This window comes from Burkholderia sp. Z1, from assembly GCF_014893795.1.
GTDB classification, from domain to species: domain Bacteria; phylum Pseudomonadota; class Gammaproteobacteria; order Burkholderiales; family Burkholderiaceae; genus Burkholderia; species Burkholderia theae.
Map to the genome: position 1 here is coordinate 1,736,284 of NZ_JACFYL010000001.1, position 18,164 is coordinate 1,754,447.

18 protein-coding genes are annotated in these 18,164 nt (G+C 65.0%); 15 read left to right on the forward strand and 3 right to left on the reverse strand.

Going from position 1 to position 18,164, the window contains the following annotated elements; translation table 11 throughout:
• Positions 1 to 11: 11 nt before the first annotated feature.
• Positions 12 to 1,682, reverse strand: coding sequence for a collagen-like triple helix repeat-containing protein (locus H3H55_RS08000; RefSeq protein WP_193098234.1), 1,671 nt, complete (start codon positions 1,680 to 1,682; stop codon positions 12 to 14).
• Between the two features lie 677 nt (positions 1,683 to 2,359).
• Here H3H55_RS08000 and H3H55_RS08005 point away from each other — a divergent pair.
• The 14 genes from H3H55_RS08005 (at position 2,360) to H3H55_RS08070 (ending at position 15,979) form a co-directional block, all read left to right on the forward strand.
• Complete coding sequence (locus tag H3H55_RS08005; protein ID WP_193098235.1) at positions 2,360 to 2,530, forward strand: Flp family type IVb pilin; 171 nt, start codon at positions 2,360 to 2,362, stop codon at positions 2,528 to 2,530.
• A gap of 82 nt (positions 2,531 to 2,612) precedes the next feature.
• Positions 2,613 to 3,113 (forward strand): prepilin peptidase, encoded by a 501-nt coding sequence (locus tag H3H55_RS08010; RefSeq protein WP_193098236.1) that lies wholly within the window; start codon positions 2,613 to 2,615, stop codon positions 3,111 to 3,113.
• Positions 3,110 to 3,580: a TadE/TadG family type IV pilus assembly protein gene (locus H3H55_RS08015; RefSeq protein ID WP_193098237.1), complete on the forward strand. Its 471-nt coding sequence runs from the start codon at positions 3,110 to 3,112 to the stop codon at positions 3,578 to 3,580. Before H3H55_RS08010 ends, H3H55_RS08015 begins: the two co-directional genes overlap by 4 nt.
• Positions 3,581 to 3,666: 86 nt before the next feature.
• Positions 3,667 to 4,569 carry a Flp pilus assembly protein CpaB gene (cpaB, locus tag H3H55_RS08020; protein ID WP_193098238.1) on the forward strand — a complete coding sequence of 301 codons (903 nt, stop codon included), beginning with the start codon at positions 3,667 to 3,669 and terminating at the stop codon, positions 4,567 to 4,569.
• 66 nt (positions 4,570 to 4,635) lie between these two features.
• Complete coding sequence (locus tag H3H55_RS08025; RefSeq protein WP_193098239.1) at positions 4,636 to 5,970, forward strand: type II and III secretion system protein family protein; 1,335 nt, start codon at positions 4,636 to 4,638, stop codon at positions 5,968 to 5,970.
• 45 nt (positions 5,971 to 6,015) lie between these two features.
• On the forward strand, positions 6,016 to 7,296 hold the full coding sequence (locus H3H55_RS08030) for a fimbrial protein (protein WP_193098240.1): 1,281 nt from the start codon (positions 6,016 to 6,018) through the stop codon (positions 7,294 to 7,296).
• Positions 7,297 to 7,299: 3 nt separating this feature from the next.
• On the forward strand, positions 7,300 to 8,661 hold the full coding sequence (locus H3H55_RS08035; protein ID WP_193098241.1) for a CpaF family protein: 1,362 nt from the start codon (positions 7,300 to 7,302) through the stop codon (positions 8,659 to 8,661).
• Complete coding sequence (locus H3H55_RS08040) at positions 8,654 to 9,649, forward strand: type II secretion system F family protein (protein ID WP_193098242.1); 996 nt, start codon at positions 8,654 to 8,656, stop codon at positions 9,647 to 9,649. The genes H3H55_RS08035 and H3H55_RS08040 overlap by 8 nt, the downstream gene beginning before the upstream one ends.
• A 4-nt stretch (positions 9,650 to 9,653) precedes the next feature.
• Entirely contained in the window at positions 9,654 to 10,664 is a 1,011-nt protein-coding gene (locus H3H55_RS08045) for a type II secretion system F family protein (protein ID WP_193098243.1), read from the forward strand.
• 23 nt (positions 10,665 to 10,687) lie between these two features.
• Positions 10,688 to 11,569, forward strand: a complete 882-nt coding sequence (locus H3H55_RS08050; protein ID WP_193098244.1) for a tetratricopeptide repeat protein — start codon at positions 10,688 to 10,690, stop codon at positions 11,567 to 11,569.
• Positions 11,570 to 11,592: 23 nt separating this feature from the next.
• Positions 11,593 to 11,922, forward strand: a complete 330-nt coding sequence (locus tag H3H55_RS08055; RefSeq protein ID WP_193098245.1) for a DUF3613 domain-containing protein — start codon at positions 11,593 to 11,595, stop codon at positions 11,920 to 11,922.
• Between the two features lie 11 nt (positions 11,923 to 11,933).
• A complete protein-coding gene (locus H3H55_RS08060) occupies positions 11,934 to 13,808 on the forward strand; it encodes a TadG family pilus assembly protein (RefSeq protein ID WP_193098246.1) in 1,875 nt (624 codons plus the stop codon).
• A 17-nt stretch (positions 13,809 to 13,825) separates the two neighbouring features.
• Complete coding sequence (locus H3H55_RS08065) at positions 13,826 to 15,217, forward strand: sigma 54-interacting transcriptional regulator (RefSeq protein WP_193098247.1); 1,392 nt, start codon at positions 13,826 to 13,828, stop codon at positions 15,215 to 15,217.
• 54 nt (positions 15,218 to 15,271) lie between these two features.
• Positions 15,272 to 15,979 carry a DUF2968 domain-containing protein gene (locus tag H3H55_RS08070; RefSeq protein ID WP_048243978.1) on the forward strand — a complete coding sequence of 236 codons (708 nt, stop codon included), beginning with the start codon at positions 15,272 to 15,274 and terminating at the stop codon, positions 15,977 to 15,979.
• An 80-nt stretch (positions 15,980 to 16,059) separates the two neighbouring features.
• Here H3H55_RS08070 and hfq read toward each other — a convergent pair whose 3' ends face one another.
• On the reverse strand, positions 16,060 to 16,632 hold the full coding sequence (gene hfq / locus H3H55_RS08075; RefSeq protein WP_129514770.1) for an RNA chaperone Hfq: 573 nt from the start codon (positions 16,630 to 16,632) through the stop codon (positions 16,060 to 16,062).
• A gap of 295 nt (positions 16,633 to 16,927) precedes the next feature.
• On the opposite strand from hfq, the gene H3H55_RS08080 reads away from it, so the two are divergent.
• Positions 16,928 to 17,212 (forward strand): PXPV repeat protein, encoded by a 285-nt coding sequence (locus H3H55_RS08080; protein WP_129514427.1) that lies wholly within the window; start codon positions 16,928 to 16,930, stop codon positions 17,210 to 17,212.
• A gap of 27 nt (positions 17,213 to 17,239) precedes the next feature.
• On the opposite strand, the gene H3H55_RS08085 is transcribed toward H3H55_RS08080, so the two are convergent.
• On the reverse strand, positions 17,240 to 18,157 hold the full coding sequence (locus tag H3H55_RS08085) for a DUF1571 domain-containing protein (RefSeq protein ID WP_193098248.1): 918 nt from the start codon (positions 18,155 to 18,157) through the stop codon (positions 17,240 to 17,242).
• Positions 18,158 to 18,164: the final 7 nt, after the last annotated feature.

The following is an 18,164-nucleotide window of genomic DNA, read 5'->3' on the forward strand; positions in this document are numbered from 1 at the left end:
TGGATCTTGGTTTACTTGCCGTGCGTGCCGCCGAGCAGGCCGCCGATCAGCGACGTGACGGGGGCGAGCGGATTCGACGACGAGCCCGAGTTCGTGACGGCGCCCGTGCCGCCGGTCAATGCCGGTGCGCCGACCGCGCTGGTGACCGTGGACACCACGTTCGTCACCGGAGCGAGCGGGCTGCTGCCGCCCGAGCCGCCCGTCGCGCCGCCGAGTGCGCCCGTGACTGCGCCGAGGAGACCCGTGACCGGCGCGAGCGGGCCGCCGCTCGTACCGCCCGTTGCACCGCCAAGCGCGCCGGTAACCGTCGAGACGAGGCCGGTGACCGGGGCGAGCGGGCCGCCGCTGCCGCCTGCTGCGCCACCCAGTGCACCGGTGACCGTCGAGACGAGGCCGGTGACCGGAGCGAGCGGGCCGCTGCCGCCACCTGCTGCGCCACCCAGTGCGCCGGTGACGGTGGAAACGAGGCCGGTGACCGGGGCGAGCGGGCCGCCGCTGCCACCCGTTGCGCCGCCGAGTGCGCCGGTGACGGTGGAGACGAGGCCGGTGACCGGAGCGAGCGGGCCGCTGCCGCCACCCGTTGCACCACCCAGTGCGCCGGTGACGGTCGAGACGAGGCCCGTGAGCGGTGCGAGCGGGTTGGTCACGCCACCGGTGCCGCCCGTAAGCAGGCCGCCGACGGCCTTCACGGTGTTGCCGGTCGACGAGACGGTGTTGCCGAGGCCCGTCGTGACCGGGTTGCCGCCCGTCGACGCGAGCAGCGCACCGGCCTGGTTCAGGCCATTGCCGATCGTGCCGAGCAGCGTGTTGACGGGCGCGCCGAGGCCGGTCGCCGTGCCGATCATCTGGGTGGTCTGGCCGACCATCGTCGTGATCGGCGTGATGGCCGAGCTGACCGTCTGCGTGACTTGCTGGATCGGGCCGGTCGACAGCACGTTGGTGAGTGTGTTGCCGCCGTTCGATACGGCGCCGCCGAGCGTCGACACGAGGCCGCCGACGGCGCCCGTGACTGGTGCGAGCGGCGACAGCGGGCCGCTGCCGAGGCTCGTGACCAGGTTGCCCGTCTGCGTGACTGCGCCGCCGAGCTGATTGACCACGCCGCCCGTACTGGCGACCGTGGTGCCGATCGGATCCTTCGTCGCGCCGAGTTGGCCGAGACCGTTGCCGAGGCCGTTGCCGAGTGCGGTAACGGCACCGCCTACGCTTTGCACGATGCCGCCCGCGGCTTGCGTGGTGGCCGGGTTGACGCCCGGCAGTGACTGGCCGGAGATGACGGTGCCGAGACCCGAGACGGTCCCGCCGACACCCGTGACGATATTGCTGCCGCTTGCGAGGACAGTTCCCACTGCGTTCGACGACACACCCGAGGTGCCGGAGGTGCCGCTCGTTCCCGAGGTACCGCTGGTGCCGCTCGTTCCCGAGGTGCCGGTGCCGCTGGTGCCGCTGGTGCCGGAGGTTCCGCTCGTGCCCGACGTACCACTGGTGCCGGAGGTGCCGCTCGTGCCCGAGCCGCCGCCGCCCGACGTGGAGATCGCATCGCCGGTGCCCGAGCTGGAGCCGCCGCCGAGGCCTTGGCTGATGGAACCGGAGCCGCCGCACGCGGAGAGGGAAAGCATGGCTGCAACGGTGGCCGCGATCAGAGTCGTCCGGAACACGCCATGGGGGATAACCTTGATGTCCATTTCATCCTCGCATTAAAAATGTCTTGTGAACTTCGTTGTGTTGAGTGGTGCGAGGACTACTCTGCAACTGTCGTGCCATTTCGATGGCCGACGGTTCGACGACAGGTTTTAAACGAGGCAATTCCTTGTCGGAAAAGGAAGTTATGGAAATTGAAAGATTGTTGAATCTGTTTAAGTGCAGACGAATGAGAACGGTTTCGGCCGTTTCGTAACGTAACGTCACAACATTGGCGTTACGCGTGCGACGTAACGTGGGGCCCCTGCGGGCTTGGTGGACAGGGCAATTGTTTTACTGGTGGATTAGGTGTGCACATCTAACCTATCGTAAATCCTATGTGTAAGACGTACCGAAACGCCGTACAAATACGTTGTGCTCCTGGTCATTTTTTTCGATCCATGCCGTTAAAAGAGGTTGGAAGTTAAATAGGATCGGATATAGAATCCGGAGCAGATGTAAGAAAATGTACGGTTCGGTACACAACGTTCGAGGAGGGTCACTATCGCGAATGTTAACTTGCATCAAATCGTGAGACATGCCCTTCGGGGCGACCTATAAAGAAAGCGCACCCGGTCGACGCTAACGCAGATGTGGCGAACGACGCGGGGCAAGGGCCAGATATGCGGGGACGTATACGTATAAAAGGCCAAAGAACGTAAATACAGGCACGAGGAATAAAATGAAAGCAATGATGATTCGCTTCCTTAAGGAAGAAGACGGGGTTACCGCGATCGAGTATGGTCTGATTGCGGGTCTGATTGCAGCCTTGATCATCGGTAGTGTGACGACTATCGGCACGAAAATCTCGGCTCTGTTCTCTTCGATTGCCACCTCGCTGCCGGGGGGCTGATCCTTCGTAGTTCGGTGGGTGGCGAGCGGGCCGCGGTTGCGGCTCGCTCGTCGTTACGTCGAATTACGCAGCCGGCTGCGATATGGCGCATCTTCTCTGCACCAGCATTTTTTTTGCCTGGGCGACGCTCGTTGCCGCCGGTGATATTCGATTTCGGCTTGTCCGGAATTCGCTTGTCGTCGTCGGGCTCGTTGCGGCGCTTGCCAGTCCATTGGCCAATGCAAATCCATTTGGTATTTCAACCGGACAGGCATTGATCGGCATGCTGGTCGGATTCGGTAGTTTTTTCCCGCTTTTTGCATTTCGCATCATGGGCGCGGCGGACGTGAAGGTATTCGCGGTCCTCGGCGCATGGTGCGGTTTGTCGGTCCTGCCGTGGCTGTGGGTGGTCGCCAGTCTGGCGGCCGGTGTCCATGTCCTCGCACTGATGATGCTGACGCATACGCCGCTGGGCGCGCTGTGGTCGCGCGGTTCGCCGACGATGGCGCTCGGCGCGCGGCGGGCGACGCCATACGCAGCCTGTCTCGTTGTTCCGGCAGCGATATGGCTGGCCTATCTCGTCGTTACCGGGGGTGTGCAATGAAACGACAGTGCCAGCCACGGTCGCGGCGGCGTCAGCAGGGCGCGACGGCGGTCGAGTTCGCGCTGGTGTTTCCACTGTTCTTCCTGATCATGTACGCGATCGTGACGTTCGGGCTGATCTTCGCGGTTCAGCAAGGGCTGACGCTCGCGGCGACCGAAGGGGCGCGCACGGCGCTGAATTACGTTTACGAGGCCAACGGTTCGGGGACGCAGGCGCTGACGGACCGAGCGAAAGCAGCTCAGACGACGGCAGTCGGGCTGACGTCATGGTTGGCCAACGTTCAGATCCCGACGCCGGTGTCGGGGGCATGCAGTTACGACGCGACGATGTATTGCGTGACGGTCACGGTGACGTATCCGTACAAGACCAATCCGCTGGTTCCGTCGCTGCCCCTGCTCGGACTCGTTACGCCGACGCAGTTGACCGGCACGGCAACCGTGCAGATCAATCCGGCGACCATTTTATGAAGCGAACGTCGCGCGGGGCGTGGTGGCAAGCGCAAAGCGGCGTTCGCAGTTCGACATAACAACATTTACGGCACTCAACATTCACCATGGGCAACAACTTGACGAAGATCATCGCCGGGCTGCTGATCGCGATCGCCGTGCTGCTCGGGATCTATGCGTGGATGCTCGGCCGCGGCCCGGCCCATCCACCGGTCGCTGCGCCGTCCGTTGCGATGGTGCAGACGGTACCGGTCGTCGTGGCGACGCGTTTGTTGCCCGCCGGTCAACCTATTCAGGCCGATGCGCTGAAGCTTGCCTCCGCCCCCATGATGCCGACCGGCGGGTTCAGCGATCCGTCGCTGCTTGTCGGTCGCGTGCCTGCGAACGACATTCTTGCCGCCGCGCCGGTCGTGGAGGGTGGCTTGACTTCGGGGCTGGCCAACCAGGTGGCGCCCGGGGAGCGGGCAGTGGCCATCAAGGTCGACGAAACGAATGCGGTCGGCAACCGGTTGCGGCCCGGCAATTTCGTCGACGTGTTCCTGAATTTGCGGCGCGATGGCTCGGGGATGCCGCAAGCCGGGTCGGAGATTCCCAATTCACAGGCGCGACTGCTGCTGTCGAAGCTGCGGGTTCTGTCGTTCGGCGATGCGACGTCCGAGCGTGATGGCAACAGCGGGCCGAGCGGCGCGGTACGGACCGCCGTGCTCGCCGTGCCGACGGCACAGGTCGATGCGCTGACGCTCGCCGAGGCAAGCGGCCGCCTGACGCTCGCGCTGCGCAATCCGCGCGACGACGAGGTCGCGGCACAGACGGTCGCGATCCGCACGGCCGGCGACTTGACGCCCTCCGGGCAAGCCGCCGCCGGCGTGTCGCTCGAAGAACTGTCGGGCGGGCGTACGCGCAATGTGCCCCGTGTGCAGGCGCCGCCGCGTGCGCCGGTCGTAGCCCGTGGGAGCGGAAGCAGCATCGAAGTGATTCGGGGTGGGCGGGCCGAAACGGTCTCCTATTGACAACCTAAACACGGTCATCGACAGCAGCAACGGAAGGGAGAAGGCCGTACGACGGTCTCCGACACAATGACAAAAAAACTGATTGCATACGCGATTGCCATCTGGGCCATGACCTTCGCCATGTTGGCCGGGGCTGCCGGCACAAACGGGTCGATCGATCTTGCGGTCGGCTCGCAGCGACAGATCGCTACCGGCCGCACGCTGCAGCGGATCGCGGTGGGCGATCCGTCGGTCGTCGACGTGCTGGTCATGAAGGGCGGACGCGCCGGTACCGTGCTGCTGGTTGCCAAGGCGCCGGGTTCGACGAACGTGATGCTGTGGGAGCGTGGTCGCGATGAACCGACGGTGTGGAACGTCAATGTCGTCGATGCGGCGGCACAGGCCGTACTGGACGGTGCGGGGCCGGGTGTGAAGGCGTACGGCGGCACCGCCGTCGTGTCGGGTTCGGCGGGGTCGCTCGAAGCGCACGAACGGGCAGTTGCCATCGGCAAGCGGATGGGCGGCAAGGATGGTGCGGTGATCGATGCATCGACGGTCGGTAACCGGAGCGTCGTGCAAGTCGATGTACGGGTCGTTGAATTCAGCCGTTCGGTGCTGAAGGAGGCGGGGCTGAATTTCTTCAAGCAGAGCAATGGATTCGCGTTCGGCGCGTTTTCGCCGGGCGGTCTCCAGTCGGTCACCGGCGGCGCGACATCGGGGTTCCAGGCGACGGCCGGCATTCCTATCGCATCCGCATTCAATCTGGTGGTGAATTCGGCGGGGCGCGGCATCTTCGGCAATATTTCGATTCTCGAGGCGAACAACCTGGCCCGTGTGCTGGCACAGCCGACCCTGGTGGCGTTGTCCGGGCAAAGCGCCAGTTTTCTCGCCGGCGGCGAAATTCCCGTGCCGGTGCCGCAGGCACTCGGCTCGACGGCGATCGACTGGAAGCAGTACGGTGTCGGCCTGACTTTGACGCCGACCGTGCTGAGCCAGCGCCGCATCGCACTCAAGGTGGCGCCGGAATCGAGCCAGCTCGATTTCCAGCACGGCGTCACGATCAACAGCGTATCGGTGCCGGCGATCACGACCCGCCGCGCGGATACCACGGTCGAGCTCGGCGACGGGGAAAGCTTCGTGATCGGCGGTCTGATCGACCGCGAAACGCTGTCGAACATCAACAAGGTGCCGGTCCTGGGCGATCTGCCGATCATCGGCGCCTTCTTCAAATCGCTGAACTATCAGCAGAACGACAAGGAACTCGTGATCATCGTGACGCCGCATCTCGTTGCTCCGATTGCGAAGGGTGCACCGTTGCCGACTACGCCGGGCGAGCTGTCCGAACAGCGTGATGGCCCAGTGTGGCGGTCGTATCTTGGCGGTATCGCATCACCCGATGCAGCGCCCGGATTTTCGAAATGAACGCGGGACGAGATGTCGCGCGATATGTAACCAGGGGTGTTCAACATGAACGCGAGAACCCTTTCGTTGGCTGAACCTGCCGTGACCGACTATTTCGTGTGCGCATCGCAGCAGGATGAGCATGCCCGCTGGCTGAGCGAGACGCTCGTGTCGGCCGGCACGGTGGAAGCGTTGTCGCTCGAGCCGGGCGCGCTGAGCCAGCGTATTGCGGGGCTCAATCCCGCGATCGTCTTCATCGATTTTTCCCGCGCGCACGCGGCGGCAAGCGCCGCCGCGGCCGCCGTGCGTCTTGCCCACCCGGGCCTGCCGGTCGTCGCGCTCGGCACGCTCACCGAGCCGGAAAGCGCGCTTGCGGCACTGCGGGCCGGCGTACGCGATTTCATCGACGTGACCGGCAGTGCCGACGACGCGTTGCGAATCACCCGGGGCTTGCTGGAGCACACCGGCACGGAGCCGGCCAATCGCCACGGCAAACTCGTGACGTTGCTCGGCGCCCGCGCGGGGATGGGCGTCAGCACGCTCGCCGCGAATCTCTCGGTGTGGTTGCACAAGCGCACCGGTGCGGGCGACCCCGACGCAGGCGCACCCGCGTTCGGTGTCGCCGCGCCCCACGCGCGGCAGACGGCGCTTGTCGATCTCGGGCTTCCCGCGGGCGATAGCGCGCTGTTCCTCAACACGCGCTGCGAATTCCATTTCGTCGAGGCCGTGCGCAACCTGCGGCGTATCGACCGGACGTTCGTCAATACGGCGCTGACGCGACACGCGAGCGGCGTCGCGCTGACCACGCTGCCCCCCAATCTCGCCGATTTGCGCGATGTATCGTATGCCGCGTGCGTGGGCCTGTTGAATCGGCTGCGCGCGTTCTTCGATCAGCAGATCGTCGATCTCGGCGGATTCACGAACCACGAATTCGTTGCCCAGATCACGGCAGTCGCCGATGAGGCGTGGCTCGTGTGCGATCAGGGCATCGCATCGATCGTCTCGGCGGTCGACCTGCTGGAAGGACTGCGCGATGCGGGTGTCGATATCGGCAAGATTCGCCTCGTCGTCAACCAGTACGACGCGACGCTGAGCCTGACGCCCGCCCAGATCGCAGACCGGCTCGGCATTTCACTGCTGGCGACGCTGCCTGCGCGTCGCGTGGCGATCGGCCAGGCGGCCAATCAGGGGCGGCTGATTGTCGACACGGCCGAGCGCGATCCGTATGTGCGCGCACTCGAGCCGCTTGCAGATCGACTGGCCGGCCCGACCGCTGCCGGTCAGCGCGGCGCATTGGGCCTGTCCGCGCTCAAGCGTTTCATTCAACCTTCGTCCAGGCGATCGTAAGCGATGGCACACGACATCCAATTTGCCGACGGCGCAGCGCCGTTCTCCCAGTCGCAGCAGTTTCACGACATCAAGAATGCCGCGCATGAGCATTTGCTGACGCGTATCGAGGAACTCGGTGCCGAATTCGGCCGTTGGTCGCGCCAGGCGATCAACCAGTTCGTCGATCTGGAAATCGACAGCTTCGTGCGTTTGCGGCGCATTCCGCTCAACGAGAACGAGGTCAGGGCGATCGCCGAGGCGCTGACGAAAGAACTCGCCGGGTTCGGGCCGATCGAGGATCTGCTCGCCGATCCGCACGTCGAAGACATCCTGATCAACGGCTACAACGACATCTACGTGTCGCGCCACGGCATTCTGGCGAAGCTGCCGATTCGTTTCACCGACAACGCGCACCTGTTGCGGATCGTGCGCCGCATCCTCGCGCCGATCGGCCGACGTCTCGACGAGTCGAATCCGATGGTCGACGCGCGGCTGCCGGACGGCGGGCGCGTCAACGTCGTGATCGAACCGCTGTCGATCGACGGGCCTGTCGTATCGATCCGGAAATTCCGCAAGGATCCGCTGAAGCCGGCCGACCTGCTCGCCAACGGCACGTTCAATGCGGAGATCGGTACGTTGCTGGAGGCGGCGGTCGAGGCGCGCTGCAACATCCTCGTGTCGGGCGGCACGAGTTCGGGCAAGACCTCGCTGCTCAATGCGCTCGCGTTCCATATTCCCGAGCATGAGCGGGTCGTGACGATCGAGGATACGGCCGAACTGTCGCTGAATCACCCCCATGTCGTGCGCCTCGAGAGCCGGCCCGGTGGTTTCGACGGCACCGGCGTCGTGTCGATCCGCGATCTGCTGCGCAATACGCTGCGGATGCGGCCGGATCGCATCATCGTTGGCGAAGTGCGCGGCGGCGAGGTGCTCGAGATGCTGCAGGCGATGAATACGGGGCACGACGGATCGATGGGTACCGTCCACGCGAGCTCGCCGCGCGAGTGTCTGTATCGACTCGAGATGCTGGCCGGTTTCGCGGGTTTCCAGGGAACGGAATCGAGCCTGCGCCGGCAGATCGCGAATGCCATCGACTTCATCGTTCAGATCGGCCGTCTGTCGAATGGCCGGCGCCGGATCCTTTCGATCACCGAGGTGACCGGGCTGTCGGACAACATCATCGCGACGCAGGAACTGTATCGCTACGAGGCGCGCGTGACGCCCGAGGGCGAGGAAGTCGACAACTGGGAGTCGCTCGGCATCCATCCGCATTCGCCGAAGCTCGCACGCTACCGTCAGTCGCTGCAGGGCGCCGGCTTTGGCGGTGGCGGCAGCGGTTTCGGCGGCGGCTTCGGTCGCGGGGGCGGGGGTTTCAATGTATAGCCTGATGGCCGGCGTGCTTGCAATGGCGCTGCTTTGCATTGCCGGTGCGTTGATGCTTTGGCGACATGGCGAGGTGAAGCGCGGCCGTGCCGACGTGCAGCGCTTCATCGATAGCCGCATCGAACCGGCCGCGAGAGCGGCGGGAGCGATTCAGCGCGGGGCGAAGCCGGCCGCGAGCGTCGCGTCGGCATCGGGCACGGCACGCGCGTCATCCGCGGCGCCTGTTTCGCGCTGGGCGCACTGGCGCGAGATCGCGACGGAGTACCTTGGCAACGTGGCGAGCCGCGCAGGTATCGAGGACGCGCGCGGCAAGGCGCTGCTTGCGCTGCTGGGATTGGTCGCGGTCGGGCTCGTTGCCGGCAACCGCGGCGGCTGGCTCGGTTGTATCGCCGCGCTCGTGTGCGGTGCGTCGCTGCTCGTGTTCTGGCTCGTGTCCCGCATTCAGCGGCGACGCCTGACGATCGTTCGCCAGTTGCCGTCGTTTCTCGACGGCATCGTGCGTCTCGTCACGCTCGGCAACAGCGTGCCGGCGGCATTCCAGGCGGCACTGCTGACGACGGAAGCGCCGTTGCGCGGTTGCCTGGACCATGTATCGCGGATGTTGCGCACCGGTGTCGAGATCGACCGTGCGATGGGGCATATCGCGAACGTCTATCACACGAAAGAGTTCGAACTGGTCGGTTCGGTGCTGAGGCTCTCGGTTCGATACGGCGGTCGCGCCGACGTCATGCTCGACCGGATGTCGACGTTCATGCGCGACCTCGAGCAGGCCGAGCGCGAGCTGGCGGCGATGTCGTCGGAAACGAAGTTATCCGCGTGGGTGCTGGTCATGTTGCCGATTGCGATCGGCAGCTTTGTCATCGCAACGAATCCGCTTTATCTGCAGTCGATGTGGAACGACTACACGGGACGCCAGCTGTTGTTCATCGCCTTCATGCTGCAGGTCGCGGGCGGGATCTGGTTGTACCACATGGCCAAACTCAGGTGACGGCATGACAGCCAATCAACTCGGTTCGCTTGCCCTGGCACTCGGCGCACTCGGCGTCGTGCTGCTGGCATTGCTCGCGTTGCGTCGCGCGAGTGCGCAGACGCGCAGCGATCGCACGCTGGCCAACGCGCTCGAGCGGCGCTCGGCAACGCTGGAGGCAACGGGTACACGGGCTGCGCAGGAGGTCGATGAATCCCGGCAGAACCCCGGGGTACGGGATGCGGTCGCCCGTCCGTCGCGTCTGACGCAATTGCTGGACCGTCTGTCGATGGTCGGGATTCGCTTGCTTGACACCGGCATCGGCCGGTATCTCGTCGCGGACGAGGACCGGCTTCTGCTGGAGCAGTGCGGCTACGTCGATACGCGCACCCGCGGGCTGTTCCTGAGCGCACGGCTTGCCTGCGCGATCGGCGTGCCGTTGCTCTTCATCGTGCTGATCGGCTCGCATGTGACAGGCGGGCAATGGCGGGCCGGGGTGGGCATCGCCCTCGTCACTGGCTTCATGGTGCCGAAGCTCTACCTGCGACGTCGTGCTGCGCAGCGTCGGCAAGCGGTGATCGACGAATTGCCGCTGCTGGTCGACATGCTTCGTTTGCTGCAAGGGGTCGGACTGTCGCTCGACCAGAGCATCCAGGTCGTGACGAACGACTTCAAGGGAATGATGCCCGTGCTGTCGCTGGAAATGGAAATCGCCCAGCGTCAATTCGCTGCCGGCCGGACGCGTGAACAGTCGTTGCAGCGGCTGTCGTCCGGCTTCGAAAACGAGGATCTGCGCGCGATCGTGCGGTTGCTGATCCAGGTCGACAAACACGGCGGCGCGGTACAGGAGCCGCTCAAGCAGTTCGGTGACCGGTTGCGCGAAGCGCGCCGCGCGATGCTGCGCGAACGGATCGGCAAGCTGACGGTGAAGATGACGGGCGTCATGATCGTGACGCTGCTGCCCGCACTGCTGATCGTGACGGCCGGACCAGGGATGATCTCGGTATTGCGCGCGCTGAGCCAGGCGCAGCGCTGATGCGGGGAAGGACAGGAAGCAAGATGAGACGCATCGATGAAATCGTGAAAGTGGCCGGCGTGATGGCGATGGTGGGCCTGCTCGGCGCGTGTTCGGCGTTCAAGGAAAGCGGGTACGGCGTTGGCCCGCAAGCCGAGCGCGCGGCCCTGATGGATGCGGCGGCGCAGAAGCAGGCGGCGCCGGATACGCCGGGCATGTATCTCGGCCTGATCGAGCGGATGCAGTCGCAAGGGCTGTATTACGCGTCGTTGGCCCATATCGACGCGTACGAAAAACAGTACGGCGCATCGCCGCAAACGATCCTGCTGCGCGCCGATGCACTGCGCATGACCGACCAGCCCGCCGCGAGCACGGCGGTCTATACCCAGTTGCTCAACACGCCGCTTGCCGCGCGTGGATATCGCGGGCTCGGGCTGATTGCCGGCGGTGCGGGCGATTTTCCGCGTGCCGCGCAGGCGCTGTCGCAGGCAACCGTGCTGGCGCCGACCGATGCGTCGACGCTGTCGGATCTCGCGTATGCAAAGCTGCGCTGCGGCGATGTCGAGGGGGCGCGCATTCCGTTGATGAAGGCCGCGGAACTCGACCAGAGCAATCCGAAGATCATCAGCAATCTGGCGCTGTACCTGCTCGCATCCGGCCGGACGCACGACGCGCAGAAGCTGATGACGCAGCAGAAACTGTCGGCCGACGTCCGTAACGACATCCGCAACGACGCGATGAAGATCACCGCGGCGGCACGCACGTGGCGTCGTGCATCGCCGGCTGCGGCTTCAGTCGCGATGCCGGTCGGTTCGGGAAGCGTGGTCGACGTTTCGGGCTCGGATGCCGCGAAGCGTCCGTCGCCGGTGGCGAACATTCAGGGATTCGATCCTACTGCGCCGCTGCTGCAGCGGTTTGCACAATGAAAAGGCATTCGGGGGGAACTGACATGACGAACAACAAGAATCCCGGTCGCGTTGCGCGTGTGCGCCACGGTGTCGCGCTGCTCGTGCTCACGGGAGCCGCAACCGCAGCGCATTGCGAGCAGCCGGTGCAGGACGCGTCGGAAATCGGTCACGCGACCAACACGCTGCTGGCATTTCAGCGGGACGGCCGCGCGGCCGGACCGGCATTGCCGGTGCTGGGCGACGCCGCGTCGCTCACCTATCAACGGTATCTCGAATCGTTCAAGCACAAGATTCCGGAATCGATGGGGTCGCCGGTCAACTCGAACGGCAGCGGGTCGTCCGGCGGGCAGAGTTCATCGCAATCGTATTGAACGGGGCAGCGATGAGCACGGCTCGACATGCATCGAATCGGGTGACCGGACACGGTCGCGCGTCACCGCGACGGCAGCGGGGTTCGGTCGTCGTCATGGCGGCCGTGTGGATACTGCTGTCGATGGTGATTCTCGGTTCGATCGACATCGGCAACGTCTTTTTCACGCGCCGCGACATGCAGCGCGTGGCCGATCTTGCTGCGCTCGCCGCGGTTCAGAAACTGGACGATACGTGTGCGAACGTGACCTCGGTGGCCACGAGCAACGCATCGACGAACGGCTTTACGCTGGGTGGCAGCGGCAACGCAACGTTGACGGCCGACTGCGGTTATTGGGCGCCGTCGGCGACCGGGACCGCGAGCACCTTCTATTCGTCGAAGACGACGGTGCCGCTCGCGACGCAGTTGAACGCGGTTCGCGTGACGGTCTCCAAGACGCTGCCGTATTTCTTCTTCGGGCCGACACGCACCGTGACCGCAACGTCGACCGCGAAGGCGACCAACATCGATACCTTTTCGATCGGCGCGACACTGGCCGCGGTTGGCGGCGTCGGCTGTTCGGGTGTGCCGAGCGGGAACCCCGGTCTGGTGAATGCGTTGCTGAGCGCATTGCTGCAGGGGCAGGGCGGTACGCCGCTCAACCTCAATCTCGTGTCCTACCAGGGGCTCGCCTGCGCGAACGTCAAGCTTGGTGATATCGCCGTCGCGCTGCAGTCGCTGTCGGTCGGCAACGGGACGATCGGCGGGCTGGTCAATGCCAAGGCCTCGGTCGGCACCCTGCTCAATGCAATGGTGGCGGCCGTCGGAAAGACGTCTACGCTGAGTACGACCCTGCAGACCAGTGCAACCGGCGCGCTGACCAACCTCCTCGGCCTGAACCTGCTCAGCAACACTGCGATCAACGTCGCGAGCCTGACCGGGCAGGGCGCCACGTCGCTGCTGACGCTTGGCCTTGCGAACGCACAGGCGGCGGCCGATGCGACCGTGAACGTGCTCGATCTCGTCATGGCGATGGCGCAGATTTCGCAGGCCGGCAAGCCGGGTGTGGTGATCGGCGCCAATGTGCCGCTGACGCTGCCGAACGGCAATTCGGTATCGATCGTCCAGCTCCAGGCGCAGGTCATCAGCCCGCCGACCATTGCAGTCGGCGAAGGCGGGAAGGATGCGAACGGCGCATGGCGGACGGTCGCGACGAACGCGCAGATCGGCCTGTATCTCGTCGTCAACCTGGGCGTGAATCCGCTGCCGGTGGTGGTGTCCGCGAACGTGTACCTGCCGCTTTACATACAACTGGGCGCCGGCAGCGCGACGCTGCTTTCGACCAACTGCCTGACATCACCGAATTCCGCGACGATCAGCGCGCAACCGAGCGTCGCCAATCTGTGCATCGGCCAGCCACCGCTCACGGCCGGCAATCTGCTGAACCTGCCGGCGAACTACAGCTGCACGTCGCCGGCCAAGGTGCTGGACGTCCTGGTTCTGTTGGGCGCTGTCGAGGTGTCCGCGACCGTTTCCAACGTGTCGGTGAATCTGGCCGGCAATGCAGCAACCAATACGTTCTACGGACGCGGCGGAAGCGATCCGTCGTACTACTGGACGACCAATACGAACGCGCTGGGTTCGGCCGTCAACAACGCGCTGGCGGGCCTGAAAAACGCCCAGATCACGCCGACCGTGAGTCTCCTGTTCGGGATAGTCACGGTCACGATCACGCCGGATTTCCTTTCGTCGCTGCTGTCGGTCCTGACCACTGTTCTGAGCCCGCTGTTGACCGCGCTCGACGGTATCATCGATCCGCTGCTGGACTTGCTCGGCGTCCAGCTCGGTGCCGCCACGGTGCATCAGATGTCGCTGACCTGCGGCGTCGCACAAACAGTCAGCAATTAGAGAAGCATGACCATCCGATGAGAACCACGCCCGCAATCGAAGAGCTCGACCTGTACGTCTGGGAAGGCAAGGCGGACATTGTCGACCGCGTCGCCCGATGCATGGCGAGCTTCGACGTCGAAGTGATCCGCGCGGACAACGCGGAGATCTCGCCCGAACGCGCCGCATTGCGGCCGTCGCTGGCGATCATCAGCGTGACGATGATCGAAATCGGCGCAGCGTTCCTGCGCGACTGGCAGGCCAACATCGGCATGCCGGTCGTCTGGGTCGGCGCGGCGCGCGACCACGATTCGTCGCAGTATCCGCCCGAGTATTCGCATATCCTGCCGCTCGACTTCACCTGCGCCGAACTGCGCGGAATGATCGGCAAGCTCGTCACGCAACTGCGTGCGCACTCGGCCGAAACGTCGCAACCGTCCGAACTCGTCGCGCACTCGGAATCGATGCAGGCACTGCTGCACGAAGTCGACACGTTCGCCGACTGCGACACCAACGTGCTGCTGCACGGCGAAACCGGTGTCGGCAAGGAGCGCATCGCGCAGTTGCTGCACGAAAAGCATTCGCGCTACCGGCACGGCGAATTCGTGCCGGTGAACTGCGGCGCGATCCCCGACGGCCTGTTCGAATCGCTGTTCTTCGGCCATGCGAAAGGGTCGTTCACGGGCGCGGTTGTTGCGCATAAAGGCTATTTCGAACAGGCGGGAGGCGGCACGCTGTTCCTCGACGAAGTCGGCGATCTGCCGCTGTACCAGCAGGTCAAGTTGCTGCGCGTGCTCGAGGACGGCGCGGTGCTGCGCGTCGGCGCGACGGCGCCGATCAAGGTCGATTTCCGCCTGGTCGCGGCGAGCAACAAGAAGCTGCCGCAGCTCGTGAAGGACGGGCTGTTCCGCGCGGATCTCTACTACCGGCTCGCGGTGATCGAGTTGAGCATTCCGTCGCTGGAAGAGCGCGGTGCAGTCGACAAGATCGCGCTGTTCAAGTCGTTCGTCGCACAGGTCGTGGGCGAGGAGCGGCTCGCCGAGTTGTCGGATCTGCCGTACTGGCTGACGGATTCGGTGGCGGACAGCTATTTCCCCGGCAACGTGCGCGAACTGCGCAACCTCGCCGAGCGGGTCGGCGTGACGGTGCGGCAGACGGGCGGGTGGGATGCCGCACGGCTGCAGCGGCTGATCGCGCATGCGCGCAACTCGGCCCAGCCGGTGCCGGCGGAGAGCGCGGCCGAGGTCTTCGTCGATCGCAGCAAGTGGGACATGAACGAGCGCAATCGCGTCATCGCGGCGCTCGACGCAAATGGCTGGCGGCGCCAGGACACGGCGCAGCAGCTCGGCATCAGCCGCAAGGTATTGTGGGAAAAAATGCGCAAATATCAGATCTTCGACGAAGAGCCCGAGACACGCGAAAGCGAGTAATTAATGAGATAAAATCGCGCTGAATTACAACGACACGGGCGGGAATAAAACTTCATGAGCCATATGACGGGGTTGGGGCGGGCGTGCGTGTTGCTCGCCATGGTGGGAGGCATTCAGGGCGCTTACGCGCAGGGGTTGGCAGACAGCACTTCGCCGGCGGTGCAGCAGGCGTCGGCGCCGGTGGCCGCGATTCCGGTGATCGATCAGCAGGTCCAGACGTCGGTGCAGCCGCAGGCGGGCGAATCGACGGGGCCGAGCACGGTCGACGACCTGCAGCGCCAGATCCAGGCGCACACGCTGACGGAAATGCGCACGAGCTACAACGGTAGCTACGGTGCGAGCCTGCTGTTCAACGTGAAGGACGGTGCGTACTTCGTCGCGCTGTTCCAGCAGAAGGCGTTCTGGCGCGTGATCAAGACCTTCGACGAAACGCGTGCGGAAGCGATCTATCGCGATTTCTCGCGCCAGGCGGAGCGGCTGGCCGTCAATGAACTGCGCGCGGCGAAGCTGGAATCGCAGAAGGCGCAAATGGACAAGCAGATCGAAGTCACGCAGGACCGTGCGCGTCGTCTGCAGGCTGATATTTCGATCGCGCGCCAGCAGCAGGCGGCGGTCGCGGATCGCCAGAAGAGCGTCCGCAGCGAGACGACGGCGTTGCAGGCCCAGCAGGCCGAACTCCAGTCGCAACTGCGTGCATTGCAGCAGCAGGTGCGTTCGCTGCAGCGCGAGGCCGACGCGGGCCTGCCGACGACGGCACGCTGAACTCGGCGGCGGTGGTGCGGCGACATGCCGCGCCGGCCGCACAAGGAAAAAGGGCAAGCCGGTTGGCTTGCCCTTTTGTTTTACTGGCCGTCCGGCACGATTCGCCGGCGGCGCGTGACGATCACCGGCCCGTTGCCGCCGCGTGAATCCGACGGCGACGTGTTGCCGGACGCATCGCCGGTGTCGCGCGGCGCGCTGTAGCTTTCGCGCGGTTCGCGCGGTGCGCTGTAGCCTTCGCGGGGTTCGCGCGGCGCGCCGTAGCCTTCGCGCGGTTCACGCGAGCCGTAACCCTCGCGCGGCTCGCGGGAGCCGTAGCCGCCGTCGCCGCGCGATTCGCGCGAGCCGCCGTGCGAGCCGTACGGGCTGTGACCGCCGCCTTCACGGCCGCCGGGGCGCCCGCCGGTGCGCGGACCGCGGGGGCCGCCGCCGCCCGGGCGCGAGCCGCCGGTGTCGAGCTGGATCGTGGAAATCGCGCGCTTGTAGATGCCTTGCAGACCCACGGGGGTGCGCAGCATCACCAGGTACTGGTCGAACGACTCGATACACCCCGTCAGACGAATGCCGTTGACGAGATAGATTTCAACGCGCTTACGTTCCTTGCGCGCCGAATTGATGAAGTCGTTTTGCGGATGGGATTCTGCGGGATTGGCCATTGAGGTGCGGCAGGAGCCTGCGTCAGAGAATATGTTGTGCGTGTGTGTGGCGTGTTCGTCCACAAGCCGTTTGGCGGAATTCTACCCTGTTCGATCGGGAAGCGCGCAGCCGTGATTGTGTCGAACCGTAACCCACTATAGACGTTGCAGCGCATTTTCGCGATTAGGCCGAATGGCCAAAGCTGTTTCGTTACGTCGCGTTACGACTCTCGCAGCGCCGTATCACCTCGGTGTGTGCGCGGCGCTTACATTGGCGTCGCGAGCCGGGCGGGCCGGCATATCAGGGATCCAGAACATGAACAAGAGGCGATGGGCAGGGTGGGTCGGGGGCGTGGCGTTGCTGGCTTCCGGCAGTGCAATGGCGGGGCATGTCGATCTGTCGGTCGGCATCGGCGTACCGGTCGCGCCGGTCTATGTCGAGCCGGCGCCGGTCTATGTAGCGCCGCAGCCGGCCGTGGTCGCTTATCCGGGCTATGGATACGGCTACTACGGCGACGAGGACGACGATCGCTACCGGAAGTGGCACCGGCACTATGACAAGCATTGGCGCAAGCACCATGGCGACGATGATGACGATTGATCCGAAGTTCGACCCCGTCGACGCGCATCAGAACGCGTAGTCGGGGTTTTTCGGGTCGAATGCCGTGTCGTCGAGCGTCGCCGGCGCGATTTTCTCGATGACGATCCGCTCGAAGATCCTGCCGTCGTTGTCATAGGACTCGACGGTCCGGAAATAGGGCGCATGCAGGTCGAGCCCGAGGGTTTCCTTCTTCGCGTAGAACTGCGGCCGGCCGGTCGGCGTTTCGTAGGTGAGCGCGACGACGCGCACGCCGCCGATCGTCTTCGCTTCCACCTGGGTCGGCCGCTGCACGCCGGCTTCCTCGTATTTCTTCCCTTCGGTCAGGTACAGGCTCGTGATGAACTCGGTGCCGAGATCCTTCACCTGGTGATTCGACTGGGCGCGCGCAAGTGCGCCGTCGAGTGCCGTCCACAGCGGAATCTTGCCGAGCAGGCCGCCGAGATGGCCGTACATCTCGTCCTTGCGCTGCGTCGTGTCGTAGATGGTCTCCTGTCCGGCATGCGCACCGCCCGGCAGCCATTTCGCATACACCCGCAGCGGCTCGCGGGTGGTCTTCACGAGCATGCGGTCGGGCGTGTCGGACCATTTCCCGCTGATGCGCTCCTGGCGCACCATCGTGAACTGGTACGACGGATAGCCGTTAGGACCGTTACGGATATAGAGCGGCACGGCGAGCGGATCGAGTGCCTTGAAGAGCGCCGTGAGCGTCGCGTCGTCGAGTTGCGCGAGCGTGCCGCGCTGCGCGGCCGTGCGCAGCCAGCGCGCCTGCTGCGCGACCGGCTCGTGCGTGACCTTCGCCAGGTCCGCCGGCAGCGCGACGCCCTGCGCCGCGCTCGCGGCGTCGGCCGGTTCCTGCGCATGCAGGCCGGCCTGCGCGAACGACAGCATGCACGCAACTGCCGCGGCGGCGCCAAGCCGCGCGCGGTGCTTCATTCCTTCATTCATCGACAGC